Origin of the sequence: Kosakonia sp. MH5 (assembly GCF_009935945.1) — a bacterium.
Taxonomy (GTDB): Bacteria; Pseudomonadota; Gammaproteobacteria; order Enterobacterales; family Enterobacteriaceae; genus Kosakonia; species Kosakonia radicincitans.
In genome coordinates, this window is record NZ_QODH01000002.1 from 192,683 (window position 1) to 219,373 (window position 26,691).

Annotated in this window: 26 protein-coding genes; 15 read left to right on the plus strand and 11 right to left on the minus strand. The window is 55.8% G+C overall.

Translation table 11 applies throughout. From position 1 onward, the window contains the following. The coding region (locus tag DK872_RS07290) for a hypothetical protein (RefSeq protein WP_237656184.1) at window positions 1–1,194 on the plus strand (1,194 nt) is incomplete at its 5' end. An 80-nt stretch (window positions 1,195–1,274) separates the two neighbouring features. On the opposite strand, the gene DK872_RS07295 is transcribed toward DK872_RS07290, so the two are convergent. The 5 genes from DK872_RS07295 to DK872_RS07315 all read right to left on the minus strand — a co-directional run bounded on the left by DK872_RS07295 (window position 1,275) and on the right by DK872_RS07315 (window position 5,964). Beyond that, window positions 1,275–1,874, minus strand: a complete 600-nt coding sequence (locus DK872_RS07295; RefSeq protein ID WP_007370926.1) for a nitroreductase family protein — start codon at window positions 1,872–1,874, stop codon at window positions 1,275–1,277. Between the two features lie 128 nt (window positions 1,875–2,002). Continuing rightward, the gene (locus tag DK872_RS07300; protein ID WP_007370927.1) at window positions 2,003–2,212 is read right to left on the minus strand and encodes a DUF1471 domain-containing protein; all 210 of its coding nucleotides are present in this window, start codon (window positions 2,210–2,212) and stop codon (window positions 2,003–2,005) included. A gap of 199 nt (window positions 2,213–2,411) precedes the next feature. Continuing rightward, window positions 2,412–2,654: a DUF1158 domain-containing protein gene (locus tag DK872_RS07305; RefSeq protein ID WP_007370928.1), complete on the minus strand. Its 243-nt coding sequence runs from the start codon at window positions 2,652–2,654 to the stop codon at window positions 2,412–2,414. 74 nt (window positions 2,655–2,728) lie between these two features. After that, window positions 2,729–4,636: a methyl-accepting chemotaxis protein gene (locus DK872_RS07310; protein ID WP_202625978.1), complete on the minus strand. Its 1,908-nt coding sequence runs from the start codon at window positions 4,634–4,636 to the stop codon at window positions 2,729–2,731. 209 nt (window positions 4,637–4,845) lie between these two features. Next, the gene (locus DK872_RS07315) at window positions 4,846–5,964 is read right to left on the minus strand and encodes a YbdK family carboxylate-amine ligase (RefSeq protein ID WP_161518193.1); all 1,119 of its coding nucleotides are present in this window, start codon (window positions 5,962–5,964) and stop codon (window positions 4,846–4,848) included. Window positions 5,965–6,355: 391 nt separating this feature from the next. Between DK872_RS07315 and DK872_RS07320 the strand changes: the two genes are divergently transcribed. The 7 genes from DK872_RS07320 to DK872_RS07350 are packed head-to-tail and all read left to right on the plus strand — an operon-like array spanning window position 6,356 to window position 14,380. Next, window positions 6,356–8,014, plus strand: a complete 1,659-nt coding sequence (locus DK872_RS07320) for an ABC transporter substrate-binding protein (RefSeq protein WP_071921149.1) — start codon at window positions 6,356–6,358, stop codon at window positions 8,012–8,014. 13 nt (window positions 8,015–8,027) lie between these two features. Continuing rightward, complete coding sequence (locus DK872_RS07325; RefSeq protein WP_007370932.1) at window positions 8,028–8,981, plus strand: ABC transporter permease; 954 nt, start codon at window positions 8,028–8,030, stop codon at window positions 8,979–8,981. A 2-nt stretch (window positions 8,982–8,983) separates the two neighbouring features. Next, window positions 8,984–9,877 carry an ABC transporter permease gene (locus DK872_RS07330; protein ID WP_071921148.1) on the plus strand — a complete coding sequence of 298 codons (894 nt, stop codon included), beginning with the start codon at window positions 8,984–8,986 and terminating at the stop codon, window positions 9,875–9,877. Between the two features lie 4 nt (window positions 9,878–9,881). Further along, window positions 9,882–10,925 carry an ABC transporter ATP-binding protein gene (locus tag DK872_RS07335; RefSeq protein ID WP_007370934.1) on the plus strand — a complete coding sequence of 348 codons (1,044 nt, stop codon included), beginning with the start codon at window positions 9,882–9,884 and terminating at the stop codon, window positions 10,923–10,925. Further along, entirely contained in the window at window positions 10,915–11,925 is a 1,011-nt protein-coding gene (locus DK872_RS07340; RefSeq protein ID WP_161518194.1) for an ABC transporter ATP-binding protein, read from the plus strand. Before DK872_RS07335 ends, DK872_RS07340 begins: the two co-directional genes overlap by 11 nt. A 15-nt stretch (window positions 11,926–11,940) precedes the next feature. Further along, window positions 11,941–13,110 carry an amidase gene (locus tag DK872_RS07345; RefSeq protein WP_072439998.1) on the plus strand — a complete coding sequence of 390 codons (1,170 nt, stop codon included), beginning with the start codon at window positions 11,941–11,943 and terminating at the stop codon, window positions 13,108–13,110. Between the two features lies 1 nt (window position 13,111). Beyond that, a complete protein-coding gene (locus DK872_RS07350) occupies window positions 13,112–14,380 on the plus strand; it encodes a Zn-dependent hydrolase (RefSeq protein ID WP_161518195.1) in 1,269 nt (422 codons plus the stop codon). A gap of 24 nt (window positions 14,381–14,404) precedes the next feature. On the opposite strand, the gene DK872_RS07355 is transcribed toward DK872_RS07350, so the two are convergent. Further along, window positions 14,405–15,877 carry a PLP-dependent aminotransferase family protein gene (locus DK872_RS07355; protein WP_161518196.1) on the minus strand — a complete coding sequence of 491 codons (1,473 nt, stop codon included), beginning with the start codon at window positions 15,875–15,877 and terminating at the stop codon, window positions 14,405–14,407. A gap of 233 nt (window positions 15,878–16,110) precedes the next feature. Between DK872_RS07355 and DK872_RS07360 the strand changes: the two genes are divergently transcribed. The 4 genes from DK872_RS07360 to DK872_RS07375 are packed head-to-tail and all read left to right on the plus strand — an operon-like array spanning window position 16,111 to window position 19,080. Continuing rightward, a complete protein-coding gene (locus DK872_RS07360; RefSeq protein WP_007370939.1) occupies window positions 16,111–16,959 on the plus strand; it encodes a transporter substrate-binding domain-containing protein in 849 nt (282 codons plus the stop codon). Between the two features lie 45 nt (window positions 16,960–17,004). Further along, window positions 17,005–17,646 (plus strand): amino acid ABC transporter permease, encoded by a 642-nt coding sequence (locus tag DK872_RS07365; protein ID WP_161518197.1) that lies wholly within the window; start codon window positions 17,005–17,007, stop codon window positions 17,644–17,646. Between the two features lie 14 nt (window positions 17,647–17,660). Further along, window positions 17,661–18,326, plus strand: a complete 666-nt coding sequence (locus DK872_RS07370; RefSeq protein ID WP_007370941.1) for an amino acid ABC transporter permease — start codon at window positions 17,661–17,663, stop codon at window positions 18,324–18,326. Continuing rightward, complete coding sequence (locus DK872_RS07375) at window positions 18,319–19,080, plus strand: amino acid ABC transporter ATP-binding protein (RefSeq protein WP_007370942.1); 762 nt, start codon at window positions 18,319–18,321, stop codon at window positions 19,078–19,080. Before DK872_RS07370 ends, DK872_RS07375 begins: the two co-directional genes overlap by 8 nt. A 367-nt stretch (window positions 19,081–19,447) precedes the next feature. Here the strand turns inward: DK872_RS07375 and DK872_RS07380 are convergent, their stop codons facing one another. From DK872_RS07380 to DK872_RS07400, 5 genes are all read right to left on the minus strand, one after another. Beyond that, complete coding sequence (locus DK872_RS07380) at window positions 19,448–20,215, minus strand: GGDEF domain-containing protein (RefSeq protein ID WP_007370943.1); 768 nt, start codon at window positions 20,213–20,215, stop codon at window positions 19,448–19,450. Next, a complete protein-coding gene (locus DK872_RS07385; protein WP_007370944.1) occupies window positions 20,209–20,625 on the minus strand; it encodes a DUF1987 domain-containing protein in 417 nt (138 codons plus the stop codon). Before DK872_RS07385 ends, DK872_RS07380 begins: the two co-directional genes overlap by 7 nt. Next, the gene (locus tag DK872_RS07390; RefSeq protein WP_369878944.1) at window positions 20,618–21,199 is read right to left on the minus strand and encodes a SiaB family protein kinase; all 582 of its coding nucleotides are present in this window, start codon (window positions 21,197–21,199) and stop codon (window positions 20,618–20,620) included. Before DK872_RS07390 ends, DK872_RS07385 begins: the two co-directional genes overlap by 8 nt. Window positions 21,200–21,207: 8 nt before the next feature. After that, window positions 21,208–22,416, minus strand: a complete 1,209-nt coding sequence (locus DK872_RS07395) for a SpoIIE family protein phosphatase (protein ID WP_079518380.1) — start codon at window positions 22,414–22,416, stop codon at window positions 21,208–21,210. A gap of 295 nt (window positions 22,417–22,711) precedes the next feature. Beyond that, entirely contained in the window at window positions 22,712–23,734 is a 1,023-nt protein-coding gene (locus DK872_RS07400; RefSeq protein ID WP_035889012.1) for a malate/lactate/ureidoglycolate dehydrogenase, read from the minus strand. A gap of 229 nt (window positions 23,735–23,963) precedes the next feature. Here DK872_RS07400 and DK872_RS07405 point away from each other — a divergent pair, with 229 nt between their 5' ends. The 3 genes from DK872_RS07405 to DK872_RS07415 are packed head-to-tail and all read left to right on the plus strand — an operon-like array spanning window position 23,964 to window position 26,673. Continuing rightward, window positions 23,964–24,971 (plus strand): ABC transporter substrate-binding protein, encoded by a 1,008-nt coding sequence (locus DK872_RS07405; RefSeq protein ID WP_007370948.1) that lies wholly within the window; start codon window positions 23,964–23,966, stop codon window positions 24,969–24,971. A 21-nt stretch (window positions 24,972–24,992) separates the two neighbouring features. Further along, window positions 24,993–25,835, plus strand: coding sequence for an ABC transporter ATP-binding protein (locus DK872_RS07410; RefSeq protein ID WP_007370949.1), 843 nt, complete (start codon window positions 24,993–24,995; stop codon window positions 25,833–25,835). Next, window positions 25,807–26,673 (plus strand): ABC transporter permease, encoded by an 867-nt coding sequence (locus tag DK872_RS07415; protein WP_007370950.1) that lies wholly within the window; start codon window positions 25,807–25,809, stop codon window positions 26,671–26,673. The genes DK872_RS07410 and DK872_RS07415 overlap by 29 nt, the downstream gene beginning before the upstream one ends. Window positions 26,674–26,691 lie beyond the last annotated feature (18 nt).

The following is a 26,691-nucleotide window of genomic DNA, read 5'->3' on the forward strand; positions in this document are numbered from 1 at the left end:
ATTATTCGAGTAATTTTCTGTTTTTTTCTTCAATTTCCCTTTGTGGTACAGGCCGCCACGGTGGATATCACAGCAGAATTTGCGGCAGACATCAGCAAGCCGCAAAATAATCAATTTACCAATACCACTCCCGTTTCAGGATATTGCGTCAGATACAATTGCGCGAGTAATGAGAAAAGTTTTTCTGTTTCTGGCGTTTGGGCAGAAAAATATCTGGATTATTTATCCCCCGATCTGAATAAACATCATCCATCATTTACATTTGATAGTACTGCGCGAACAGTAACCTTAACCGATACGAAAACTGGCAACAGCATAAGTGCAGTTTTCCGTTTCGCGATGTTTGGTGCGACAATTAATCGTCTGGATGCCAATAACGGTATATTGAGTGATGCATTGAGTGGCTTAGGAACGGCCCCTTTGGGAGGGTGTGATGGAAATAGCACTGCAATGGATGAAAACTGGTACCGCTTGGGTTGGAGAATGCTACAGAGCACGAAGTTGACCTGTTACAGGAAAATGAATAATACAGGATTTCAGGGCAAGGTTAATATTGACCAGGTCAGTATAGGATATCTGTTAACTATCACTCCGAAACCGTTAAATATTTTAGCGGGAACATACGAAGGTGACCTTATTTATACGATTGGAGATAATGGTGACCTTGATTTCCATGCCGATGCGACTTTTGATAATGAAATTAGAATCCACTTAAAAGCGACCGTTGAACATGCATTTTTTATTAAATTCGCACCGGGCAGCGAAAATGTCCTGCTGGGCGCACAGGGAGGCTGGGAGCCGTGGATGAATGGCGGTCATATACCGCAGTCATTGAGTAAAGAGGTGCCTTTTATTGTCTCTTCATCCTCGAAATTTACCGTCAAGATGCAGTGCGGTATTGATGGCGGTAACCAGAATTGTGGTATAGAGAATACGCAAACCAACGAGAAAGTACCTGTGGAAGTGAGGCTGACACTCCCTGGATTTAAAAGCAATGGCACCGATGTCAATAACCTGCGGCTTACTTCGGCTGCCAATGGGGCCGTTATTGATCCGCCGGGTGCTTTTATTACATATCGTCGTTCGCACGTTGATTTTCGCGTGCTCAGGCCTGCGGTGGAAACGATGGTAAAAGCGCCAGGCTCAACGTGGAAGGGGTCGGTAACACTGGTTTTTGATGCCCAGACGCAGTAAACCCGCCAAAAAAGAAATCCCCGCGCATTGTCGCCAACGAGCGGGGGATTTCACCTTTACCGGGGTGGTTTCAGGAATGCTTAGCGGGCAACGACAAAACGTTTGTCATCGTCCATAAAGGCTTTTTCGCCCGCCGGAGCCACGATGGAACCAAAGTTCATATGGCCGCGCAGTTTCCAGTTCGCCGAAATATTCCAGCTGCTCTGCACGTCAGCATCAACGAGCGGGTTATAGTGCTGAAGGTTAGCACCAATACCTTTTTCCGCCAGCGCCAGCCAGACGGCGTATTGGGCGATACCGGTACTGTGTTCTGACCAGACAGGGAAGTTATCGGCGTAGGCAGCGAACTGCTCCTGCAACCCTTTCACCACGTCCTGATCTTCAAAGAACAGCACCGAACCCGCAGCTGCGGCAAAACCATCCAGTTTGTCGGATGTCGCTTTGAAACTCTCTTCCGGAACAATTTTTCTCAACTGCTCGCGGGTCAGTTCCCAGAACTTCGCATGCTCTTTACCTAACAGAATCAACGCACGAGAACTCTGAGAGTTAAACGCAGAAGGTGCCTGGCGAATGGCTTCTTTAATGGTCTCGATAACAACCTCTTCTGCAACCGGCAGATCTTTACCAAGGGCATAAATGGTTCTGCGCTGTTTCGCTAAAGCAAGAAAATTGTCTGACATAACGGCTCCTGAAGTTGATGGTAATTCCGTGGTGTCGCTATTTGCGGCCTGCGGGAACAAAGCGCTAAAAAGTTTCTGCAACGGGTTCATGGCTCGCCTTATCCTGTTTGTTATTCCGGCTGGGTAATTTATTTCGTCAGTTCAGCAGTCATATACACGCCGTTGTCAGCACGTGCGCTGGTGATTTTGTAAGACGCATTGGCTTTTTCCGCCTGTGCAGCAATTTTGGCCTCAGCGGCGGAGAGCGTCGATGCACTGGCGCTGATGCTCTGGGCAAAAGAACCGAAAGAGAGGGCGGACAGTGCGGCAACTGCAACGAAAGTTTTGATGAATTTCATGGTCGTATTCCTGCATCATTTTGTTTGGGAGGGCTGTGTTGCCCTGATGTGATAAATCATATGCCTGATGAATACGAAGAAAAAGCTGAACTATTTGCGGATAACGTTCAAATAATTAGAACAACTATGGAATTAATTCTGCGCTAAAAGCGTAGCGATACCCTGCCGCAGACAGGGCAGGGAGAGGGAGCAAACATACTCAGACGGCGAACCAGCGCCGCCAGATAAAACGCAGTACGAAAAACTCAATGCAGCCAAGCAGTAAAAACCACAGGCAGTAGAGCAGGGTATAAAGCTGGTTCAAATCCAGCAGATGAAAGCGCTGCATCAGACTTTGCGCCAGTTGCAGGCCCAGTGATGGCGCGGGCAGCAGCAGGACAGAGATAAAAGCCATCAACAGGATGCCTGCCAGCGTAACCAGCGATTCGAGCGGGTGTTTCATAAGCGTTAATCATCGGTGAAAAAAAGCATTGTCGGGGAAAGCACGCCGCAGCGCAACGTTCCCCGTATGACGGATCACGCCACCACGAAGCGATCGACCAGCGTCGTCATGGTTTGTGATTGTTGATCCAGCATCTGGCTGGCGCTGGCGGCGCTGGCCACCAGCCCGGCGTTTTGCTGGGTCACCTGCTCCAGTTGGTTCAGCGCTTCATGCACCTGCGAGACGCCGAGTGACTGCTCGCCTGCCGCATGGGCGATATCGCTGACAAACGCCAGCATCTGACCGGTATTGGCTTTCGCCGACTGCAACGCCCGGTCGGATGCCTGCACCAGCGTCACGCCCTGCTCGATCTGCTCCATGTTGTTGCTTATTAACTCGCGGATCTGCCGGGCATCGCTGGCGCAGCGCTGCGACAGATTACGCACCTCGGAGGCTACCACCGCAAAGCCCTTGCCCAGTTCCCCGGCGCGGGCGGCTTCTACCGCCGCATTCAACGCCAGCAGGTTGGTCTGGAAAGAGATCTCGTCGATGGAACTGACAATGCTGGAGATCTGCTCGCTGGAACCGCGAATGGCGAGCATACTGCTGCTGGCTTCTGCCGCCACGCGACTCGCTTCCTGCACCTGCTGCTCCATCTCTTCGGTCAGCCTTTTCGCTTCAATGGCATTATCTGCCGTCAGATTCACCGCCGTGGCAATCTGCTCCATACTGGCGGCCGTTTCAACCAGCGATGCGGCCTGCTCATCGGTACGCGAAGCCAGATCCTGATTGCCATCGGCAATGTCTGCGCTGGCGCTGCGCAGCACGGCAGCGCCCTGTTTTATCTCGCTGACAATATGCTGAATGTTCTCAATGGCCTGGTTATAAGCGCGATTAAGCAGCGACAGCTCATCGCTACCGGGCACGTCGAGGCGCTGAGTCAGATCGCCATCCATCCCTTCGATGGTTGCCAGAGAGTGATGCAACTGACGGTGAATGCTGCTGGCGACCAGCAGGGCGAAGAACAGCGCCACCACCAGTGCCGCGACGCTAACCAGCGCAAAGATAATTACCCCGCGCCAGGCGCTGTCCGCCAGCGACTGCGCCGTGGCGAGTAGCGTATCGGAGGCTGAATCCTCCACCGTTTTGAGTGCATTAATCCGCGCCGTCTGAGCGGTGAACCAGTCTGCGGGAGCCACGCCAAAACTGCCGCTTGCCGCATGGTCAATCGCCTGCTGGCGCAGTTCAAGGGCGTGCGTCGCCTGCGGTGCCTGCAACTGTGCGGCCAGTTTTTCATTCACTGCTGGCGTATTGAAGGCCTGCGCCGCCGCGAACCACGACAGTTGCTTGCCCACCGTTTCATTCAACTGGCGAAACTGGCCGTCGGTAAAGCGATCGGCGGAGAAGACGTTCGACATCAACGCGCGCTCGATGCCGGTCTGCTCTTTGGCATTCAGGATGCTGTAATAGGCCGCCAGTTGGTTGACGATCGCCCCGTTATCGGTCAACTGGCTGATCCCACCAACGACATTCAGCAGGTCGTTAATCATTGCGCTGTACCACGCCAGGGATTCGGTACCGGTTACGCTCTGCCCGCGAATTTGCTGACGAAACGCGTCGATTCCCTGCTGATGTTGCTGAAATTGTTCCAGCGCGTGACGAATATCGTTATTCGCTTGCTGGAGAGGAAATTGTTTAAGCGCTTCAGTTAATTGCGTAATGGCTTTCGAAGAGTATGGATATTGATCGTTTAATTCAGCAGAGAATTGTTGGCCTTTGCTGCCTAAATATCCGGCGCTCAATCCACGTTCTTTTTGCAATTCATGAATAACGCTTCCGGCATATTTTGCCAGCAATGTTAAGTTCATAATGGTGCGCATTTGCTGGCCTGTTTCAAGACGACTCAGGATGCCGTTAGACGCTAACCCTATGAGTGCAAACAATAAAGGAAAAAGTGCCAGCAATAATTTCAATTTCATTGATAAACGATAAATCCATCTCATACCGATGCCTCAGGTTGGCTTTAACTTATATGGCTTATCGGGGATAAAGAGGCATTCTTTATTTTTAACACGAGGCTTGTTGATATTTATCAATTCCGACAGGGGGTTCTACCACTTTATGATTACTATTTTGTAAGTAACACTTAAAATATATTTTAGCGCAGCAAAGCATTAAGCTGCGCTAAAATTATCGATTGAGTAAATTCTGATTATCCTGCCGCCCAAATTTCGGCATGTTTCTGCACCAGGCCAATTAATGAGCCGCCATCCGCTACAAAATCGCGCATCAGTTGCGCCTCATTCTTGCCGCGTTTGACTCGCGCTGCCAGTTCATCCAGTGCGCTACCGGCATGGAGTCTGTCGGCCCATGGCGCGATTTTTTCCAGCAGACGCGTGAGATCCTCGGCAATGGTGTGCTGCTCGCCGCTGTGAACGTCAGTAATAATCCCGTCCAGGCCGTAACGACACGCCTGGAAACGGTTGAACTTATACAGCAGGTAATCCTGCGGCTGGTGCTTAAAGGGGCGCTCGGCCAGCAGCCAGTGCGACACTGCCTGAATAAGTCCGGCAATATTAATGGCGTGGGAAAGCGTCAGTGGCGTGTCCATCACCCGCACTTCAACCGTGCCAAAATTGGGGCTGGGGCGAATATCCCAGTGCAGATCTTTAATGCTCTCAATCATTGAGGTGTAGCTTAAGCGGCGAAACAGACCGGTAAACTCCTGCCAGTTTGCCACCCACGGCATCGGGCCATTATCCGGAAAGGCGGAGAAAAGATTGAGGCGCGACGAGGCGTAGCGGGTGTCGGTGCCCTGGCTGTAGGGAGAAGCGGCGCTGAGCGCAATAAAGTGCGGGACAAAGCGGGAAAGGCCATGCAGCAAATAGATGGCGTCGTCGCCATTCGCGCAGCCGACGTGCACATGCTGGCCAAACACTGTTGCCTGCTGCATCAGATAACCGAACATCTCCACCGTGCGGGCATAGCGCTCATCCTCACACACCAACTGGCGCTGCCATTTCTGGAACGGATGCGTGCCGCCGCCGCAAATCTGTACGTGGTGAGCGGCCGCGGTTTGCAAAATTATCTGCTGCATGGCAGAAAACTGGTGAGCCGCCTGATGGATGTCGCGGCAGACGCCGGTGGCGATCTCCAGCATACTTTCGGTGATATCGTGCTTCACTTCGCCACCAGTCACCTGGCTTTTCATCGCGTCTATCAGCCGGGATGAGTCCTGGCTTAAATCGTAGCCCGGCGGGTTAACCACCTGTAATTCCACTTCAATACCGAGGGTCAGCGGATCCGAAACATGAAAATCGGCTAGTGGCATAGTCGTCCCTTATGAAATGAGTTTCCATTATTATGGAAGTGAATGACTGATCCTTCCTCTTTTGCCGCCACGCACGTTATCCGCCCTACAGTGATTACTTATGATTTATGCATGATCATGAAAAGATTTAATAAATAGTCGCACAGGAAAATAATATCGCTATGAAACCACCATTCTCCCGATTTAATGGTGCATTTTTGCAACATTTTTCCCGAAATGGGTGCGCTTACTGCCGCGAACTATATAAAGCTGTTATCCGTAACACCGCATAATGCCCTGAGTAATAACCGTTTCTGATATTTTCTGCGTCTGAATGCGATAAATTCTTGTTTATTCGGCTGGTATGTATCTTGCCTGTTAAATGTCTCATTTATTTAACAGGGACACTGTGATGCTTAATCAATCTTTTTGGCGTAAACACCGTATTGCGGCCGCGATTGGCGCACTGGCGCTGGCAGGGGGATTACAGGCGCAGGCCTCAACATTGCGTATCGCCATGACCGCAGCGGATATCCCGTTAACGCTGGGCCAGCCTGACCAGGGTTTTGAAGGCAATCGCTTTACCGGTATTCCGTTATATGACTCGCTGGTGGAGTGGGATCTGTCGCAAGGCGAAAAACCGAGCGGGCTGGTGCCAGGGCTGGCAACCGAATGGCATGTTGATCCGCAAAACCAGAGCCGCTGGATCTTCACGCTGCGCCCTGGCGTGAAGTTTCACGACGGCACGGAAGTGAATGCCGACGCCATTGTCTGGAACGTAGGTAAAGTGCTGGATAAAGCCGCGCCGCAATATGCGCCGGGGCAAATCGGCAACACGTTGTCGCGTATGCCGACGCTGACCGGCGCTGAAAAAATTGACGATCACACGGTCGCGCTCACCACCTCAGAGCCGGATGCACTGCTGCCGTACAACATCACTAACCTGTTTATTGTCTCGCCGACGGCGTGGCAGAAAATTTATGACGCGGTTCCGGCTTCGACAGGCGATACCGCCGCACGCAGCAAACAAGCGTGGACCACCTTTGCCTCGCAGGCCGTCGGCAGCGGGCCATTCAAGCTGGAAAAACTGGTGCCGCGCCAGCAGTTAATCCTCGATAAGAACCCGGATTACTGGAATAAAGACCGCATTCCGCGCGTCGATAAAGTGGTGCTGATCCCGCTACCGGAAGCTAACGCCCGCACCGCCGCGCTGCTGTCGAAACAGGTGGACTGGATTGAAGCGCCAGCACCGGATGCGGTCGATCAGATCAAAGCGCAGGGTTTTAAAATCTACTCCAACACCCAGCCGCACCTCTGGCCGTGGCAGTTCTCATTCCTGGAAGGTTCGCCGTGGCGCGACATTCGTGTGCGCAAAGCCGCCAACCTCTGCCTCAACCGTTCCGAGCTGAAAAGCTATCTCGGCGGTTATATGTCCGAAGCGACCGGAGTGTATGAAGAGGGCAACCCGTGGCGCGGCAAACCGACATTCCAGATCAAATACGATCCCGATACCGCGCGTAAGTTGATGACCGAAGCAGGCTACAGCGAAAGCAAACCGCTGCACGTTACCGTGGCGACGTCCGCCTCGGGTTCCGGCCAGATGCAGCCGCTGCCGATGAATGAATACATCCAGCAGAGCCTGAAAAGCTGCTACTTCAACGTCGATATCAAGGTCAACGAGTGGAACACGCTGTTCACCAACTGGCGTTTAGGAGCGAAAGATCCGTCCGCGCAGGGGGTTAACGCCATCAACGTCAGCGCTGCGGTGACCGACCCGTACTTCGGCATGATCCGCTTCTCTACCGCAAAAGCCTTCCCGCCTACCGCCACCAACTGGGGTTACTTCACCTCGCCGGAAACCGAAAAACTGGCGGCCGCCGTCAAACACGCTTTCACCCCGGCCGAGATGGATAAAGCCGCCGGTGAGCTGCATGCCGCGCTGGTGGATCAGGTGCCGTTCCTGTTTGTGGCGCACGACGTTGGCCCGCGCGCCATCTCCCCGGCCGTGACCGGCGTGGTGCAACCGCAGAGCTGGTTTATTGATTTAAGTCTGGTGAGCAAGAAAGAGTAACCGAGGAGGGGCCATGATCAGCACACTTTTTTACCGCGTTTTGCTGGCTATTCCGACCATGTTAGGGGTAGCGGTAATCTGTTTTCTGCTGGTGCAAATCGCGCCGGGCGATCCGCTGGTATCGGTGATGCCGCCGGATGCGTCCGAAGCGATGCGCCAGACGCTGATGCAGGCCTACGGTTTTGACAAACCGCTGCCGGTGCAGTTTGTGCACTGGCTGTGGCGGGCGCTGCATGGCGATCTGGGTATGTCGATCGCTACCGGTCGTCCGGTAATGAGTGAGGTGATGACTGCCGTCACGTACTCATTGCGCCTTGCGCTGCTGGCAACGCTGATTGGCTTTGTGCTCGGTAGCCTGTTTGGTTTTGTCGCGGGCTACTTTCGCAACAGCATTATCGATCGCGTGGCCTCGCTGCTATCGGTCTTCGGCGTCAGCGTGCCGCACTACTGGCTCGGCATGCTGCTGGTGATTGTTTTCTGCGTCAAGTTTGCGCTACTGCCCGCGACCGGCGGCGGGCCGATTGGCGAAACCGGCTGGCAGTGGGACTGGGCGCATCTGCAATTTATGCTGCTGCCCGCCGTCACGCTGTCGGTGATCCCCACCGGCATTATCGCCCGTACCGTGCGTTCGCAGGTGGCGGATATCCTGAGCCAGGAGTTCATCGTCGGGCTGCGCGCACGCGGCCTCAATGAATCACGCATCTTTCTGCATGTAGTGAAAAACGCCGCGCCGACCGCGCTGGCGGTCATGGGCTTGCAGGTTGGCTACCTGATGGGCGGCTCGATTCTGGTCGAAACGGTCTTTTCATGGCCCGGCACCGGGCTGCTGCTCAATACCGCCATCTTCCAGCGCGACCTGCCGCTCTTGCAGGGGACGATCTGGGTGCTGGCGCTGTTCTTCGTGCTGCTCAATCTGCTGGTGGATGTGCTGCAAACCTCTCTCGATCCGCGCATTAAGAGGAGCTAACGATGGTGGATAGCGTAACGCCAAAAATCAACGTTGCCGCCGCGCCGGTTGCGGCGACGCAGGGCTACTGGCGCGGTGTGGGCGCGCGGTTATTGCGCGATCCAACGGGCATGGTAGTCGGAAGCATTATTCTGCTGTTGCTGCTGATGGCACTGTTCGGGCCGTGGCTGATCCTCAAAGATCCTTACCAGACCTCAATGTTTCTGCGCCTGAAACCGATCGGCACCGAGGGATTCCCTCTCGGTTCCGATGAACTGGGGCGCGACATGCTCTCACGCCTGATCCTGGGGACGCGCCTGTCGTTGTTTATGGGGATTGTGCCGGTGGTATTCGCCTTTTTTATCGGCGGCGCCATCGGGATTATCGCCGGTTATGCCGGCGGGAAAACCAACACCCTGATCATGCGCACCATAGATATTTTCTACGCCTTTCCATCGGTGTTGCTGGCGATTGCGCTCTCCGGCGCGATGGGCGCTGGCATTGGCAATGCGCTGCTTTCGCTGACGCTGGTGTTTGTGCCGCAAGTGGCGCGTATCGCCGAAAGCGTTACCGCGCAGGTGCGACATATGGATTATATCGATGCTGCCCGCGCCACCGGTGCCAGTGCGTTCACCATTATTCGTGTGCAGGTGCTGGGCAATGTGCTGGGGCCGATTTTCGTCTTCTCTACCGGCCTGATTTCCGTCTGCATGATCCTCGCCTCCGGCTTGTCGTTTCTCGGCCTTGGCGTGCGTCCGCCGGAACCGGAATGGGGATTGATGCTCAACACGCTGCGCACCGCCATTTATACCCAGCCGTGGGTGGCGGCGCTGCCGGGGATGATGATTTTTATCACCTCCATCTCGTTTAACGTTCTGGCGGATCGTCTGCGCGCCGCCATGGCGATCAAGGAGTAACAGCATGCAACCTTTTATCAATGTCGATATTGGCGGCCCGGCGCAGCCGCTGCTGCGGGTGAACAATCTGCTGAAGCATTTTCACCTCGGCGTGCGTAAAGGCCATGACGTGGTGCAGGCGGTGGATAACGTCAGCTTCGAAGTGCACAAAGGGGAAACTCTCGGTGTGGTGGGGGAGTCCGGCTGCGGGAAATCAACCACCGCCCGGTTACTGATGCAACTACTAACGCAGGACAGCGGCGAACTGGTGTTTGATGGCGAGGCTGTTGGTTCGTCGCGCTTGCCGCTGAAAGCCTATCGTCGCCAGGTGCAGATGGTGTTTCAGGACAGTTACGCCTCGCTGAACCCGCGTATGACCATGGAAGAGAGCATCGCCTTTGGCCAGCAGGTACATGGCATCAGCCGCAAAGAGGCCAATGAATATGCCCGCTATCTGCTGGCGCACGTCGGGCTGGAGCCTGCGCGGTTTGCGCATCGCTATCCGCACGCTTTATCCGGCGGTCAGCGCCAGCGCGTCAATATTGCCCGCGCGCTGGCAATGAAACCCCGGCTGGTGATCCTCGACGAAGCGGTTTCCGCGCTGGATAAATCCGTGGAAGCGCAGGTGCTGCAACTGTTGCAGGAGTTAAAACGCACCCTCGATCTTACCTATGTGTTTATCAGCCACGATCTGCACGTGGTGCGCTGGCTGTCGGATCGCATTCTGGTGATGTACCTCGGCGAAGTGGTGGAAATTGGCCCATCGGAAGCGCTGTTTACCGCTTCCGCACACCCTTATACCCGCGCGTTACTCAGCTCGATGCCGTCGATGGACCCGCATAACCGCACCGAGGTTTCACCGCTCTCCGGCGATCCGCCAAGCCCCATTTCACCGCCTGCGGGCTGCCGTTTTCACACCCGCTGCCCGCACGCCAAAGCGGTCTGTTCGCAGGTGAAACCGCAACTGGCGCTGGTCGGCGAGGCGCATCAAAGTGCCTGCCTGATGGCGCAGCCGGATTCGCCCTGGCACCGGGATATTCCGCTACAGGAGGTGAGTGATGTCGCATGAAGCGTTCGTCCATATTCGCGATCTTCGCGTCGAGTTTCGCCGTGACGGGCAGACCGTCAATGCGGTCAACGGTGTTTCGTTTGATGTCCGCAAAGGCGAAGTGATGGCACTGATTGGCGAATCCGGCTCCGGTAAAAGCGTCACCCTGCGGGCCTTGATGCGCCTGCATCCGCCGCAGAGCAGCCGGCTTAGCGGCACGATGAATGTCGGCGGTGCAGCGGTGCTGGCGATGAACAGCCGCCAGTTGCGCCACTACCGCGGGAAAATCTGCGCGATGATTTTCCAGGAGCCGCTGCTGGCGTTTGACCCGGTTTACACCATCGGCCAACAAATTGTGGAAGGTTTGCAGCGTCACGAAGGGCTGGCGCGCAATGATGCGAAAGCGCGGGCGCTGGGGGCGTTGCGCCAGGTGCGTATTCCCAGCCCGGAGCGTCGTCTTGAGGCCTATCCGCATGAGATGTCCGGCGGCATGCGCCAGAGGGCGATGATTGCGCTGGCGCTCTCCTGCAACCCGGAACTGCTGCTGGCCGATGAACCGACCACCGCGCTGGATGCCACCGTGCAGATCCAGATCCTGATCCTATTGCGCGAGCAGCAAAAACTGCGCGATTTGTCGATTATCTTCGTCACCCACGACATTGGTGCGGCGGTGGAGATCGCCGATCGGGTGGCAGTGATGTACGCCGGGCGCATCGTGGAAGAAGCGCCGATTGCCGATATCCTCGCGCAGCCGCGCCATCCCTACACCCGCGTACTGCTCGGCAGCCGCCCGAAAGAGGGGCTGAAAAAGGGCGATGTGTTGCACTGCATTCCCGGCTCGCCGCCGGATCTGGCCGCTCTGCCGCCGGGGTGCGCCTTTGCCGCTCGTTGTCCTCACGCGCAGTCTGCCTGTCACCAGCAACAACCCGTTACGGAACAGGTTGCTGAACGCCATGTGGTCAGTTGCCACCGCTGGCGCGAACTGACAACCGACATCACACCACAGCAGGCATTCGCCTGAAACCGGGGAGGTAACATGCAGGACCCACGGGCTTTTATGCCTTATCCTTTCGTCGCTGTGCCGCAGGCGGAAAGCGGCCCGCTGAGCGGCCTGACGTTTGCCGCAAAAGATCTGTTTGATGTCGCAGGCTATCCCACCGGCGGCGGCAATCCGCACGTACTTGCCGCCTCGGGCATCAAAACCACCACTGCGCCCGCCGTGCAAATGCTGCTGGACGGCGGGGCGCGGTTTGTTGGCAAAACCCACACCAGTGAACTGGCCTATTCGATGAGCGGCCATAACATCCATTACGGTACGCCACGCAATGGCGCGGCACCGCTGCGTATTCCTGGCGGTTCGTCGTCCGGTTCGGCCTCGGCGGTATCCAATGGTCTGTGTGATATTGCGCTCGGTACCGACACTGGCGGTTCGGTACGCACGCCTGCCAGCTATTGCGGCCTGTTTGGTCTGCGCCCAACCCACGGGCGCATTTCGCTGGCAGGCTGCCAGCCGCTGTGTGCCACCATGGACACCTGTGGGTTCTTCGCCCGCACGCCGCAGGCCTTTAGCGCAGCGGCCAGTTGCCTGCTCGGTGACGACACCTTCACGCCTGCGCAGATCGAACTGGCCTGCCATGAAGCGCTGTTTGCCGCGCTCCCGCCGCATAGCCAGCAGGCGCTGTTGCCGGTACGGGAAAAACTCGCGCAGCACTTTGGTGAGATCGCCTCGCTGGATGCGCCGCTGCCGGAGCGCGAAGCCGTTTACACCGCGTTTCGCCAGATTCAGGGCTATGAAGCCTGGCAATCACAGGGACACAACATTGAAAGACTGGGCATGCAACTGGGGCCGGATGTGGCGGAGCGCTTTGCGTACGGCAAAGCGGTCACGGAGGCGGAATTCGCTGCGGCGTGCCAGCTTCGCGAAGCCTTTACGGCCTGGTGGCAGACGCAACTGGGCGATCGCATTTTGTTGCTGCCGACGGTGCCGGATGCGGCACCATTATTAACGGCCGCGCCAGAAGAGATCGAAGCCACGCGGCGCATCTCTCATGACTTGTTGCTGATCGCGGTGCTGACCCGTCGCCCACAGGTCAATATTCCGGTGACGACGATTGACGGCGCGCCGCTGGGGATTTCACTCATCGGCCCGTGCGGCAGCGATGCGCTGTTGGTGTCGATGGCCACCACCTTTATGCAGGAGAAATAAGATGACAAGCGAAGTTTTGCACAGCCACGCGCTGACGCTGAGTGACTGCCGGGTTAACGGCGAGCGGTTATGGGATTCTCTGATGGAACTGGCGAAAATCGGCGCGACGCCAAAAGGTGGTTGCTGTCGCCTGACGTTAACCGATCTCGACCGGCAGGGGCGCGATTTGGTGATTGGCTGGGGCAAAGCCGCCGGGCTGAGTATCACCATCGATAAAATCGGCAACGTGTTTATGCGCCGCGAAGGGCGCAACCCGAACCTGCCGCCAATTGTGGCGGGCAGCCATATCGACACGCAACCGACCGGCGGAAAATTCGACGGTAACTTTGGCGTGCTGGCCGCGCTGGAAGTGGTGCGCACGCTCAATGATTTGCAGATTGAAACCGAGCATCCGCTGGAAGTGGTGTTCTGGACCAATGAAGAAGGCTCGCGTTTTGTGCCGGTGATGATGGGTTCCGGCGTCTTTGCTGGCGTTTTCCCGCTGGAGAAAATCTACGCTGCCACCGATGCCGAAGGCAAAACCGTGCGGCAAGAGCTGGGGAAGATTGGCTACATTGGCGAGCAGACACCGGGCGATCATCCGCTGGCGGCCTACTTTGAAGCGCATATTGAGCAGGGGCCGATTCTGGAAGAAGAGGACAAAGTGATCGGTGTGGTGCAGGGCGTACTGGGCATCCGCTGGTATGACTGCACCGTCACGGGGATGGAATCCCACGCCGGGCCAACGCCGATGCACCTGCGCCAGGATGCGTTGCAGGTGGCGACGCGCATTATGCAGGAAGTGGTGGCGATTGCCGGGCGCAGCGAGCAGGGGCGCGGTACGGTAGGTATGGTGCAGGTGCACCCGAACAGCCGCAACGTGGTGCCGGGCGAAGTGAAATTCTCCGTAGATATGCGCAACATCAGCGATGCCGCTGTCGATGAGATGGACGCGCAACTGCGCGCTTTTACCGCCAAAGTGGCACAGGAAACGGGGCTGGGCGTCACGCTGGAGCAGGTCAGCCACTATCCGGCCGCGCCGTTTGACGCGCAGTGCCAGCAGGCGATTGGCCGCGCGGCGCAGCAGCTTGGCTATCCGTCACGCCCGATTGTCTCTGGCGCTGGTCACGATGCGGTTTATATGAGTTACCTTGCGCCGACCGGAATGATCTTTATTCCCTGCAAAGACGGCATCAGCCATAACGAAATTGAGTATGCCTCGCCGGAACATGTTACTGCCGGAGCGAATGTGCTGCTGCAGGTGATGATGGAGTACGCGAAAGCACAGTGAGAAAACCGCCCTCATTGGGGCGGTTTAGCAGAACTGCTCAAGCTGCCCGCGCAGGACTTCCACACCGGGGGCAATGGCCTGCGGGTTAATGGCGTGAAAGCCCATGCGGAAGAAGTTATCCGGCGGCGCGGCATTGAGAAAATGGCGCGCGCCAGGTTCAATCAGTACGCCCGCATGCGCGGCCCGCCAGGTCAGTTGCTGTGTGCTGATATGCTCCGGCGTGCGCAGCCAGAACGCGTTGGCATGCTCGCTGCCGTCCATCATCTGACACTCCGGTAAAAAGGTGCGCAGTGCATTGTACAAGCTGTCCCAGCGGCGAGCGGAATCCTCGTGGTAGCGGCGCAAATGGGTTTCGTAGTGCCCCTGAGCGAGGAAATGCGCCATCTGATACTGAATATTGGTCGGCGGATGGCGATACACCAGACGGCGCAGCGCGCGCGCCTCATCAATAATCTCCGGCGCAGCAACCATAAATCCAAGGCGCAGCCCCGGCGACAGCGCTTTCGACAGGCTGCTGACGTAGATTACCCGTCCGCTGCGATCGCTGGCTTTCAGCGCGGGCAGCGGGTTCTGCATAAAGTTACTTTCCGAGTCGTAATCATCTTCAATCACCACCGCATCGTGGCGGGTGGCGTATTCCAGCAACTGCGTGCGCCGCGCTTTGCTCATCGTCACCCCGGTCGGTACCTGATGGCCCGGCGTCACGTAGTAGTAGTCGCAGGGCGTTTCATTGAGCACCAGCCCTTCGCTGTCTACCGGGTGCGGCACAATCTGCGTATCGCTTAATAAAAAGGTGTTGATGGCTTCGCGAAAACTGGGGTTTTCCACCGCCACGCGGGTTTCCTCAGACATCAGCAGGCGCGTCAGCAGGTAGAGCGCGTTTTGCGAGCCAAGGGTAATCAGAATCTCATCCGGCGCGGCGACAATGCCGCGTTTGGGCAGCACGCGTGTGCGGATCTGCTCAACCAGCATCGGCACATCCTGGTCGATATGGTCAATCACCCAGGCCGGATCGCGCACGCCGCCATGCAGCCAGTTCGCCGCCGCGCGCCAGGTGGCGAGGGGAAACTGCTGGGTATCGGGCTGGCCGTAGATAAACGGGTAGCGGTAGTGCATCCAGCCGGCGGGTTTGAGAATCGACTCCTGCTGGCTGGGGGTAATTTTCAGGCGATTGCCCCATCGTGGTGCATCGCCCTCGCATTCGGGTGCAGCCGCGACACTCTGCCCACTCGCCGGGCCAGCGGAGTAATAATCCGGATGCAGGTAGTAACCACTGCGCGGGCGGCTAACCAGGTAGCCCTCGTTGACCAGGCTTTCAAACACCAGCGCCGTGGTATTGCGCGAGACGCCAAGCTGGCTGGCGAGCTGTCGGCAGGAAGGGAGAGGGGTATCAGCCGGGAAAATACCGCTCAGAATGGCATTGACCAGCGATTCGCGAACTTGCTCCTGAAGTCCACGCCGGGCATCAAAATTTACGTTCAGTAGATGGCGAATCATGCTGCACTCCTCTCGATATATCTTCTACAGGAGTTGAGCAAGTTTCATACCAGATTCCGGCAAACTGACACATCCATTTGCAAAAACTGGCTCTATTCAGAAGCGACTTTGCCTCCCTATTGTAAAAACGCAGTCACAAAACGTCGGGCGAGTTCCTGTTTCGGCATATATCTTGCAAAGCTTCCGGCACCCCTGGAATGTACCGGTCTGGCAAATTAAATAAGGGTGGAGAGATGAAAAAAGTATTCGGCAAATATTGTCTTGCAGCCATGATCTCTTTGGCATTTTCATTACACGCAGTGGCAGCGGATTTACCTGAAATTGAAAAATCCGGCACGATGAAAGTCGCGACCGAAGATGATTATGCGCCGTTTAACTTTATGAATAACGGCCAGACGGATGGTTTTAACAAGGACATGCTTGAAGAGCTGCGTAAATACGCAAAATTCAATATCAACCAAAGTATTCTGCCGTGGACCGGATTACTCGCAGCGGTCTCCACCGGGCAATATGATATGGCTCTCACTGGCGCGGTAATTACCGACGAACGCCTCAATGTATTTAATTTCACTCCGCCGTGGGCCTCCGCGCAGCACTATTTTGTGAAACGCGCAGATGACAAAACGTTAAATACCATTGCCGATCTCAGCGGTAAAAAAGTGGGCGTTCAGGCGGGCAGCGCACTGCTGGCGCGTTTGCCGGAACTGAAAGCGATGCTGGAAAAAGTAGGCGGTAAACTTGGCCCGGTCGTTGAGTATCAATCCTACCCGGAAGCCTATGCTGACCTGGCGAACAAACGTGTCGATTACGTGATCAACGTGGTGATTTCGGTGAACGACCTGGTGAAAGCGAAGCCGAAAGTGTTCGCCAAAGGGCTGGCGGTTTCTGGCCCTGGCTATATGGCCTGGCCAATCCCGAAAAACTCGCCGGAACTGCTGAAGTTCATGACCGGGTTTATGAATCATATGACCGAAACCGGCAAGCTGACTGAGTTGCAGAAAAAATGGTTCGGTGAGACCTACGAGTTGCCGAAAGAACCGATCACCAGCGCCGATCAGTTCCACAAGTTAGCCGGTCTGTAAGTGTAACGCGGCGGGGCACCGCCGCACGTTTTAACAGGAGGGAACATGGACTTAATCTCGTGGCAGTTATTGATTGAAGGCGCATGGACGACCCTCTGGATCTCTTGCGTGGCGATTGCTTTCGGCGTGGTGATTGGCCTGGTGATCGCCTTTATCCGCATGATGAAGATCCCGGTTATTGATCAGTTATTGGTGGTCTACATCAGCCTGGCTCGCGCGACGCCGCTGGTGACGCTGGTGCTGTTTCTGTTTTTATCGCTGCCGACGCTCAGCATTAATCTCGATAAAACGCCCGCTGCTATTCTGGCGCTGACGTTGAATACCTCGGCATTTAACGCTGAAATCTGGCGCAACGCATTTCGTAATTTCCCGCGTGAGCAGCGGGAAGCGGCAGAATCCGTCGGTATGCGCCGCTGGACCTATTTCCGGCAAATCATGCTGCCGCAGATGTGGATTGAAAGCCTGCCTGCGCTGGTCAACGAGATGTCGTTCCTGATTAAAGGTAGCCCGGCAATTGCGATCATCGGTGTGGTGGATTTAACCCGCGTAACCAACCGCATTTCCTCGGTGACCTATGAACCGCTGTCGCCGATCCTGGCCGCCGGGCTGTTGTACGTCATTATTATCGGTCTGCTGCTGAAGTTGCAGGGCGCGGCCGAACGTAAAGCGAAGCGCCTGGCGCGATAAGAGGCGGAGGAGATATGAATCAGTGGGGAATTATTTGGGCGGCGCGTGAGAGTTTTTTTAACGGGCTGCTGGCAACGCTGGAACTGTTTATTATCGCTGCCGTTGTCGGGTTGTTTATTGGTATTACGCTGTGCTATGTCATGGAGTATCAGCATCGCGTTATTAATCGTCTGATTATCGCTTTTGTCAGCCTGATGCGCGCCGTGCCATTTTTAATTCTGGCGTATCTGCTGTATTACGGCTTGCCGCAAGTTGGTATCAGTATGGAAGCCTGGACCGCCGGTCTGCTGGCGCTGGTGATTTATCACGGGGCTTATTTCTTCGAAATATTACGCAGCCAGCGGCGGATATTTTCCGCCGGGTATATTGAGGCCGCGCAGTCGCAGGGTTTTTCGCGCTATAAAACCTTTCGCCGTATTATTCTGCCAAATATCTTTTCGTCGTCGCTGCCGTTAATGGGTAACCAGCTTATTATTTGCCTGAAAGATACCGCGTTTCTGTGCATTATTACCGTGCAGGAGATTACCGCCGCCGCGAATAGCGTGCAGTCAACTTACTTTATTCCGTTTAACGCCTTTATTGTCGCCATTGCGCTCTACTGGGGGATCAGCATTTTGCTGGAGTTGTTGATTAAGCGGTTAAGTCATTATGGAGCTAAAAGAGGAATGAGCCATGCCTGAAGCAAGCGCGGTTAGCATCAAAAACCTGTCCAAACAGTTTGATAACGTTGAAGTGCTGCGGGATATCAACCTGACGGTGGAGAAGGGCACGGTGGTGAGCATTCTGGGTTCGTCCGGCTCCGGTAAATCGACACTGCTGCGCTGCATGAACTGGCTGGAGCAGCCGGATCGCGGTGAAGTGCGTATCAGCGGCCAGCGCATAGGGGTGGATGAGAAGACGGGCAAAGCGATGTCGCACAAAGATCTCTCCCATATCCGCGAGCGGGTTGGGATGGTGTTCCAGAGTTTTAACCTGTGGCCGCATTTGACGGTGCAGCAAAACGTCACCGAAGCGCTGGTGCATGTGAAAGGGATGAAGCGCGACGCGGCAAACGAGATTGCCCGCCGCCAGCTGGAAAAAGTGGGCATGAGCCACAAGGCCGATGTCTACCCGATTACCCTTTCCGGCGGGCAAAAACAGCGTGTGGCGATCGCCCGTTCGCTGGCGATGTCGCCGGAAGTGATCCTTTTCGATGAACCGACCTCGGCGCTGGATCCGGAGCTGGTGAATGAAGTGCTGGGGGTGATGAAAGATCTCGCGGCAGAAGGTTATACGATGGTGGTGGTGACCCACGAGATGGATTTCGCCCGTCAGGTGTCGGATGAAGTGGTGTTTCTGGAAAAAGGGCTGCTAATCGAGAAAGCACCGCCGGAGAAGTTTTTTACCAATCCGGATTCGGACAGGGTGAGGAAGTTTTTGCAGTCGAGCCGGTGAAGTTGGTGGGCTCTGCGGAATAGTTCCGTTCACCAGACTGTACCTTAATGAAAGAACGAAAAGCACGGGCCAGTTATATCGCCGGACGGCATTCCTGTCGCGATACAGAGTTTTTATAAGCCACAATATTACAGCGGCGGGGTTGGTCCCCGCTGAAATCGGCGAAACGAAACAGGACGTCGAGTCGAGCCGACCGCAGGCAGATGTGCGGGAGGTGAGCACGGTGCGAAGCTCCGATTTCCCGCGGGGCCGCGGGGATTGAAAAGGGGAGCGCGGCAAGCTCCCCTTTTCCTGTTCACGTATGTTGATGTTCAGCTGGTTACCGAACGTCTGGTGAACGGAACTATTCCTCAGAACCAGGCAACCCTCAATGCTGAATATTTTCCCGTGAAAAATTGACCTTTACCGGTGCGGGAAAAAAAGCCTCATGCAGCGCGACCTGGTTTCGCCCACGTTTTTTCGCGTTATACAGCGCGCCGTCGGCTTCGCTGTACAGCGTTTCGAAGCTGCTCTCTTTCACGCCGAGACTGACGCCGAAACTGGCGGTGACCAGTTGCTGCGGCAACACGTCCAGCGGCGAAGCATTCAGTGAGGCGTGAATATAGCTGGCGGTAATCATCGCCTCTTCCACCCTGGCGTTCGGCAGCACAATGGTAAATTCCTCGCCGCCGACGCGGCCGATAGCGGCGCTCTCCGGCACGGCGCGGCGTACGCGCGACACCAGCGCGCAAATCACCCGATCGCCGGTCGGATGACCATATTCGTCGTTAATACGTTTGAAATGATCAATATCCAGCAGGATCAGCGCCACATCGCCTTTCAGCAGGCCACTGTTGATCTGATTGATGATCGCGCTGCGGTTAAACACATCGGTCAGCGGATCGTGCGTTGCTTCGTACTCCAGGCGCGCGGCAAGTTGCTGGAGCTGCTCGTTCATTCGCGTCAGTTCGCGCTCGGCGCGGTCGCTGCGGGAGATCAGACGATACGATTCACGGATCAGACGCTGGTAATGTCTGGAAACGGCCCACAGTTTTTCGCGGCAGACCTCCGCCGGAAGTTGCGCATCGGCAGCCGCCAGCCGGGCTTCTTCGAGTACGGAATATTCCTCCCTGAAGAGCTCATTAATATCTAGCATGCGGTGATGTCCGGGATAAGAAACACAGCCAGTGACGGGAAGTCGATGCGCAACTCCTGACCAAACTCTTCGGAGATGTCATCTTCCGGGTCGTAGTACCAGTACAGCTCGCACGGCGCGCCGCTTTTCGCGTGATTATTCAGGATCTCAAACAGTGTAAACAACAGCTTGGTGCTTGAACTATTGAAATAGCTAAGCGCGACATGTAATTGCAGCGGCGCGCTGGTCTGTTGCCCGCTTTGCAGCCAGCCCTCCAGCGCATCCAGCAGCGGGCGGAAGAACGCGGCGGCATTCTCCGGGTAGGCTTCGCCTTTCAGCAGCAGCTTTTGCGCGGCAAAATCAAATTTCACCTCCGGCGTGGCGGCGGTGGCGGACAATTCAATAGCAGGCGTCAATGTCATATCAGTCATGGCAAAACGTTGCCTTTAAGTGAAAGGCGGAAAGGGAGCTTGCCGCCAGTGGATGAATGCGATACTCCAGCGGAACGCTGGTATCGCGCGCCATGGTCAACAAACCGATATTGGCCCCTTTGCTGGTTGCCGGCGCTTCGCTTCTCAGCCCCTGCTTCCAGGCGTCGCGGATTTCTGCCTGCGACATGCCACGCAACACTTCAAGGTTCGTTTGCAGCAGGGTGGAAGCTTCCGGCCCTACCAGGTTTGCCGTTTCCAGGTAGTAATGGGTCTGATCCATATGAAAACAGACCGAACCAAAGCGCAGCTCGTGTTCAACGGCCGATAAAAACCGATCGTCGGCGGAGTAGCGCACAATGTTTTGCCCCATCTCGATAAATGCCGAGAAGAGTTTGCGGCGCGTCACGGCGGAGGATTCATGTTTATCCAGCCAGGCGCGGATCACTTCGCCCAGCGAAACAATATGTTGCTGGGAAAAGTAGCCGGTATAAAAAAGCTCAACGGCGTTTTGCCGTTGCAGCGTAAAAAGGGGTAACAGAACGGCGTCTTTGACCTGCAGGTCGTTTATTTGCATGCTTTTATCTACCAACGAAAACCAAACCATGTCATGTCATCGCGCGACGTTTGCTGCCCCTGCCACGCTGTCAGCGCCGTCAGCAGGGCGTCAGAAAGCGCAGGTAGCGGTAGCGCACGGTGCTGCGCCAACAATGACTGAATACGTTTCTTACCAAACATCACGTTGCGCGGGCCGCCGGGCTGATCGGTGACGCCATCGGAAACCAGCAACAGTGTGTCACCACGGCGCAACGGCGCCTGATAACGTTGCCACTGGTAATCCACCGGCGTATCGGTATAGCCCACGCCTTTGCGGCAACTCTCCAGTACCTCGCTCTGCCGGGATTCTGCGCCCAGCAGAAAAGCGTGCATACGGGCGCTGGCCCAGCGCATCTGTTCGTTTTTCGTATCAACAAACAGGGCGATGGCGTCGCAACCATCATTTGACTGGCCGCTGTCCGCCGACGGATGCATCTGGCTGAGCGTCTGTTTTATATGTTGATTGATATGGCTCAGCAGTTGTTCCGGCGCGTCAATCGGCGCCAGCGTCAGCGCTTTTTCCAGCGCCGAGGAGAAGATAAAGGTCATAAACGCGCCCGGCACGCCGTGTCCGGTGCAATCGGCCAGCACCATCAACCAGCCATTCTCCGCGCGCTGAAAAGCATAAATATCGCCGCCGACGCAGTCGCGCGGATGCCAGTGCAGGCACCAGTCTTGCAGGGTTTTATCAATGGCAGTGCGTGAACGGCTGAGCATGGATTCCTGAATAATGCGCGCATATTCAATGCTTTGCATAATTTGCAGATGCTGTTTAGCCTGCAAATCGGAAACGGTACGAATCAGATCGATGCCGAGGCCAATGCCGACATATTGCCCCTCTTCAGTGAGGATAAAACCTTCGGTCACCGCTTTGTCGCCGGTTTCAATGACCCGCCCGGAGAGATATTCAAGACCTGCACTCGCATCGACAATCAGCGGGTTTTTATCCATAAACGCGATACAACTCTTCTGATCGTACAGCTCGTGGAAAAAGGGGCGGCTCATCTGCGAGAGGAAAATATGTCGGTTAATCATGCCGATAGGCCGGTTTTTTTCCAGCACCGGCAGACCGATCAATGACTTGTGTTCATTGAACAGCGACATCACCTGCAGGTTATTGGCGTCCGGCGTCACGTGCGGGACGGCAAGGCGCAAAATGCCTGCGTTAAGCTGCCGGGAAGAGATCGGTATGTCCATCATCCACGCAAAACCCTGTATTAAGAATAATCCTAGGTTATGGGGCGTTTGTGACGGTTTGATTTCAATTAGGTAACTCGATGAATAACGGGAGATTATTGCTACTTAAGTGAAATATTGGCGGTAAGAGCAGTTGCGCAGGCAAAAAAAAGCCCGCGCTTGACGTGCGGGCAAAAAATACTGGAAGCAATGTGAGCAATGTCGTACCGAATACCTGAGTGATTAACTCAACTATTCGGTAATGAGAAAGATAATCTTTATCATCTTTTCGATCAACCCCAAATTTTGTGCGACTTCATGCTGTTAAGGATTCCAGGGCGACAAACTCCTGCCAGCTCACCTCATCGATGGCGATCCCTTCTTCAATCCGGCGCGCCCAGGCCCGCTGTTCCGGCTCGCCGGGGATCTGCACGTCGCGGCCCTGCTGGTCGTGGCGTACCCAGTCCACCTGCGCCAGCACTTCCTGCTGATAACTTTCGCCTGCGCCTAACTTTTTGGGATCGAACAGAATCGACAGCATGTTGTTGATAATGCCAGCGCGCGGCGCAATGTCATGACTTTCGGTTTCGCCGCCGGTCAGCGCTGCCCCCAGCAGACTGCAAATCAGCGACAGCCCGGCACCTTTGTGCCCGCCGAATGGCAGCAGCGCACCGCGCGGCTCGCTCATCAATACGCCGGGATCGGTGGTCGGCTCACCGTTAGCATCCACCGCGCAACCCGGCGGGATTGGGCGACCTTCGTTCCATGCCACGCGGGCTTTGTTCCCGGCGATAGCGCTGGTGGCGAAATCGAGCACCACCGGTGGGCGATCCGCCAGTGGAATACCCACGCAGAAGGGGTTAGTGCCGAGCCGCGCCCGCAGCCCGTCAAACGGCAGCACCGCCGAAGGGGCCGCCACATTGGCAAAATGGATCGATACCAGCCCGGCAGCGGCAACCTGTTCCGCCCATGCGCCAATGCGACCAAGATGGTGTGAATTGGATAAACCGACCAGCGCCACACCAAATTGCTGCACGCGATCGATCCCGGCCTGCATCGCCTGTTCGCCCAGCAACTGGCCGAAACCGTGCCCGCCATCGAAGGAGAGCACCGCGCCTGCATCACGTACGGTATGCAGGCGGGCATCCGGTTTCAGATCGCCTGCGAGAATGGCGCGAATATAGCGCGGTAGCAGCGTGACGCCGTGGGAATCGTGGCCTTTTAATGAGGCTTCAACCAGATTATCTGCGACTTTTTGCGCAATATCCGCAGGCGTATTCACCCGTAGCAGATGCTGTTGCAGCAGCGTGCGCAATTGTTGATGTGAAAATAACGGCATAATCCCTGAACTCATTAAGGAAATAAAGAGGAGCTTTCGACTATAACGAGGATATATTTGTCACCTAACCATTAAAAATAACTATCCTTTCCCGCCCGCTGAATAACGCCTGCGCCTTATCTGGCTATTGTTAATTTTTAACTAAGCATTGCAGATTAAATCATTTCCTTTTTCTGACCCCGCCAGCCAATCATTTTCTTTTGAAAAATTAAAAAAACGGGGAACAGAGATGAAGAAATTACACCAGACGCTCGCAGGCGTTTTGGCGCTTGCCACGCTTGGCGGTATCAGCCCGTCCGCGCTGGCGGAGGGGAAAATTAGCATTGCACAGCAGTTTGGCATTGGTTATTTAATTCTGGACGTGGTGCGCGACCAGCAGCTAATTGAAAAAGAAGGTAAAAAAGAGGGGCTGGATATTCAGGTTGAGTGGCGCACCATTTCCGGCGCCACTGGTATGAATGAAGCGCTGCTCTCCGGCGCGCTGGATGTGGCCTCCGCAGGCGTGCCGCCGCTATTAACGCTGTGGGATCGCACCAAAGATCGGCAGAATGTAAAAGCCATTGCCTCGCTCGGTTCCATGCCCAACTATTTGCTCAGTAATAACCCGGCGGTAAAAAGCATTAAAGATTTGAGCGATAAAGACAGAATTGCCGTCCCGGCTGCGGGCGTCGGTTTCCAGTCGCGGACATTACAGATTGAAACTGCCAAATTATATGGCGATGCCGATTTTAAACGCTTCGACAATATTAGCGTCAGCCTGCCGCACCCGGATGCCAGCGCAGCATTAATTGCCGGTGGTTCGGAAATTACCACTCACTTCTCCAGCCCGCCGTTCCAGTATCAGGCGCTGGAACACAGCAACGTCCATAAAATTCTCAGTTCGTATGATGTGTTGGGCGGACAGGCCACCTTTAACGTGCTTTACACCACGCAGAAATTCCACGACGAGAACCCGAAAACCTATAAGGCGTTTTATCGTGCCCTGAGCGACGCCGCCAAAATCATCAACGCCGATAAAAATGCGGCGGCGGAAACCTATATTCGCGTGGAAAAATCACGGCTGCCATTACCGCTGGTACAGAAAATTGTGAACGACCCGGAGATCAGCTTCACCATTTCGCCGGAACGCACCGGTGTGTACGCCGAAAAACTCCATGAACTTGGGGTGCTGAAAAACAAAGCCGCCTCGTGGAAAGACTACTTCTTCGACGAAGCGTGGGAAAACCCAGGCAGTTAAACCACCACCCAGGAGGCCGCGATGGCAACTCACCACAACGACGGGCCGCTGTTGCAGGTCAGCCATGTTGATATTGAATACCGCACCCGCGAACGGCTGGTGCGGGCAACCCACGACGTCAGTTTTGATGTCTGGCCTGGCGACCGCTTTATTCTGCTCGGCCCTTCCGGCTGCGGGAAATCGAGCCTGCTGAAAGCGACGGGCGGCTTTCTGGCGCCGCGTGGCGGCGAGATCACGTTGCAGGGCGAGGCGATCGCAGCGCCTGGTCCGGAGCGGATGATGGTGTTCCAGGAGTTTGATCAGTTGCCGCCGTGGAAAACGGTGCTGGAAAACATCATGTTCCCGCTATTGGCCAGCCGCAAAGCCAATCGCGCAGAAGCCAGAGAAACGGCGCTGCACTTTCTCAATAAAGTCGGGCTGGCCGGGTTTGCCGATGCGATGCCGCATACCCTCTCCGGCGGCATGAAACAGCGCGTGGCAATTGCCCGCGCGCTGGCGATGAAGCCGCGCATTTTGTTGATGGATGAGCCGTTTGCCGCGCTGGATGCGCTGACGCGCCGCACCATGCAGGAGGAGCTGCTTGCGCTCTGGGAAGAGGAGCGCTTTACCCTGCTGTTTGTCACGCACTCCATTGAAGAGGCGCTGGTGGTCGGCAGCCGTATTCTGGTGTTGTCGCCGCACCCGGGCCGGGTTCGCGCCGAGCTGAACTGTCATCAGTTCACGCTCAACGATTTTGGTAGCGAGGCATTCCAGCATGCCGCGCAGCATATTCACGATCTGCTGTTCCCCTCTGGTGGAAACCGCACATCTCCTGTTTCTGGTGAGGAGCCCGCGTATGTCGCAGCCACCCTACATTCGTCCTGAATTTGAACGTGAACTGCCGCCGCTGCGCGATGTGGCCGTTGAAGCGCCGTTGCCGCTCGGCCAGCGGCTGTGGAATATGACGTGGTTACGTAAAACCTTTATTGTGCTGCTGGTGCTGGCGTTATGGGAAATCGCCGCGCGCGTGCAACAGAATGATTTGATGCTGCCCGGCGTGCTGCAAACCTGGCACGCCTTCAGCGAAGATATGCGCAACGGCGAGTTGCCGCAGAAGATTGTTAACTCGCTGAGCATTTTGCTGAAAGGGTATCTGATTGGCAGCGTGCTGGCGCTGGTGGCCAGCGCGCTGGCGGTGACCACCCAGTTTGGCCGCGACTTGCTCAGCACGCTCACGGCGATGCTCAACCCGTTACCGGCGATTGCGCTGTTGCCGCTGGCGCTGCTGTGGTTTGGTCTTGGCAATGCCAGCCTGATCTTTGTGCTGGTACATTCGGTGATGTGGCCGATTGCGCTGAACACCTGGTCGGGCTTTAGCGGCGTGCCGGAGACCCTGCGTATGGCCGGGCGCAATTATGGTCTTAGCGGCCCACGTTATGTGGTGACGATCCTGATCCCGGCATCCCTACCGGCCATTCTCTCCGGGCTGAAAATCGGCTGGGCCTTTGCGTGGCGTACGCTGATTGCCGCCGAATTGGTGTTTGGTGCCTCCAGCGGGCAGGGCGGTCTGGGTTGGTATATCTTCCAGAACCGCAACGAGTTATTCACCGACCGCGTTTTTGCCGGGCTGGTTACGGTGATTGCCATCGGTTTATTGGTTGAAGGCGTGGTGTTCGCCAGCCTTGAGAAAGTCACCGTCAAACGCTGGGGTATGCAGCGTTAATCTCCCGCCTTTTATCCT

Excerpts from the sequence above, each read along its gene's own strand:
- DK872_RS07310 (WP_202625978.1), bottom strand. The coding sequence starts at position 4,636 with ATGAGATGGATTTATCGTTTATCAATGAAATTGAAATTATTGCTGGCA.
- DK872_RS07325 (WP_007370932.1), top strand. The coding sequence starts at position 8,028 with ATGATCAGCACACTTTTTTACCGCGTTTTGCTGGCTATTCCGACCATG.
- DK872_RS07355 (WP_161518196.1), bottom strand. The coding sequence starts at position 15,877 with ATGATTCGCCATCTACTGAACGTAAATTTTGATGCCCGGCGTGGACTT.
- DK872_RS07405 (WP_007370948.1), top strand. The coding sequence starts at position 23,964 with ATGAAGAAATTACACCAGACGCTCGCAGGCGTTTTGGCGCTTGCCACG.
- DK872_RS07345 (WP_072439998.1), top strand. The coding sequence starts at position 11,941 with ATGCAGGACCCACGGGCTTTTATGCCTTATCCTTTCGTCGCTGTGCCG.
- DK872_RS07295 (WP_007370926.1), bottom strand. The coding sequence starts at position 1,874 with ATGTCAGACAATTTTCTTGCTTTAGCGAAACAGCGCAGAACCATTTAT.
- DK872_RS07385 (WP_007370944.1), bottom strand. The coding sequence starts at position 20,625 with ATGACTGATATGACATTGACGCCTGCTATTGAATTGTCCGCCACCGCC.
- DK872_RS07330 (WP_071921148.1), top strand. The coding sequence starts at position 8,984 with ATGGTGGATAGCGTAACGCCAAAAATCAACGTTGCCGCCGCGCCGGTT.
- DK872_RS07390 (WP_369878944.1), bottom strand. The coding sequence starts at position 21,199 with ATGCAAATAAACGACCTGCAGGTCAAAGACGCCGTTCTGTTACCCCTT.
- DK872_RS07340 (WP_161518194.1), top strand. The coding sequence starts at position 10,915 with ATGTCGCATGAAGCGTTCGTCCATATTCGCGATCTTCGCGTCGAGTTT.
- DK872_RS07415 (WP_007370950.1), top strand. The coding sequence starts at position 25,807 with ATGTCGCAGCCACCCTACATTCGTCCTGAATTTGAACGTGAACTGCCG.
- DK872_RS07350 (WP_161518195.1), top strand. The coding sequence starts at position 13,112 with ATGACAAGCGAAGTTTTGCACAGCCACGCGCTGACGCTGAGTGACTGC.
- DK872_RS07305 (WP_007370928.1), bottom strand. The coding sequence starts at position 2,654 with ATGAAACACCCGCTCGAATCGCTGGTTACGCTGGCAGGCATCCTGTTG.
- DK872_RS07375 (WP_007370942.1), top strand. The coding sequence starts at position 18,319 with ATGCCTGAAGCAAGCGCGGTTAGCATCAAAAACCTGTCCAAACAGTTT.
- DK872_RS07335 (WP_007370934.1), top strand. The coding sequence starts at position 9,882 with ATGCAACCTTTTATCAATGTCGATATTGGCGGCCCGGCGCAGCCGCTG.
- DK872_RS07395 (WP_079518380.1), bottom strand. The coding sequence starts at position 22,416 with ATGGACATACCGATCTCTTCCCGGCAGCTTAACGCAGGCATTTTGCGC.
- DK872_RS07300 (WP_007370927.1), bottom strand. The coding sequence starts at position 2,212 with ATGAAATTCATCAAAACTTTCGTTGCAGTTGCCGCACTGTCCGCCCTC.
- DK872_RS07370 (WP_007370941.1), top strand. The coding sequence starts at position 17,661 with ATGAATCAGTGGGGAATTATTTGGGCGGCGCGTGAGAGTTTTTTTAAC.
- DK872_RS07380 (WP_007370943.1), bottom strand. The coding sequence starts at position 20,215 with ATGCTAGATATTAATGAGCTCTTCAGGGAGGAATATTCCGTACTCGAA.
- DK872_RS07315 (WP_161518193.1), bottom strand. The coding sequence starts at position 5,964 with ATGCCACTAGCCGATTTTCATGTTTCGGATCCGCTGACCCTCGGTATT.
- DK872_RS07320 (WP_071921149.1), top strand. The coding sequence starts at position 6,356 with ATGCTTAATCAATCTTTTTGGCGTAAACACCGTATTGCGGCCGCGATT.
- DK872_RS07410 (WP_007370949.1), top strand. The coding sequence starts at position 24,993 with ATGGCAACTCACCACAACGACGGGCCGCTGTTGCAGGTCAGCCATGTT.
- DK872_RS07365 (WP_161518197.1), top strand. The coding sequence starts at position 17,005 with ATGGACTTAATCTCGTGGCAGTTATTGATTGAAGGCGCATGGACGACC.
- DK872_RS07400 (WP_035889012.1), bottom strand. The coding sequence starts at position 23,734 with ATGCCGTTATTTTCACATCAACAATTGCGCACGCTGCTGCAACAGCAT.
- DK872_RS07360 (WP_007370939.1), top strand. The coding sequence starts at position 16,111 with ATGAAAAAAGTATTCGGCAAATATTGTCTTGCAGCCATGATCTCTTTG.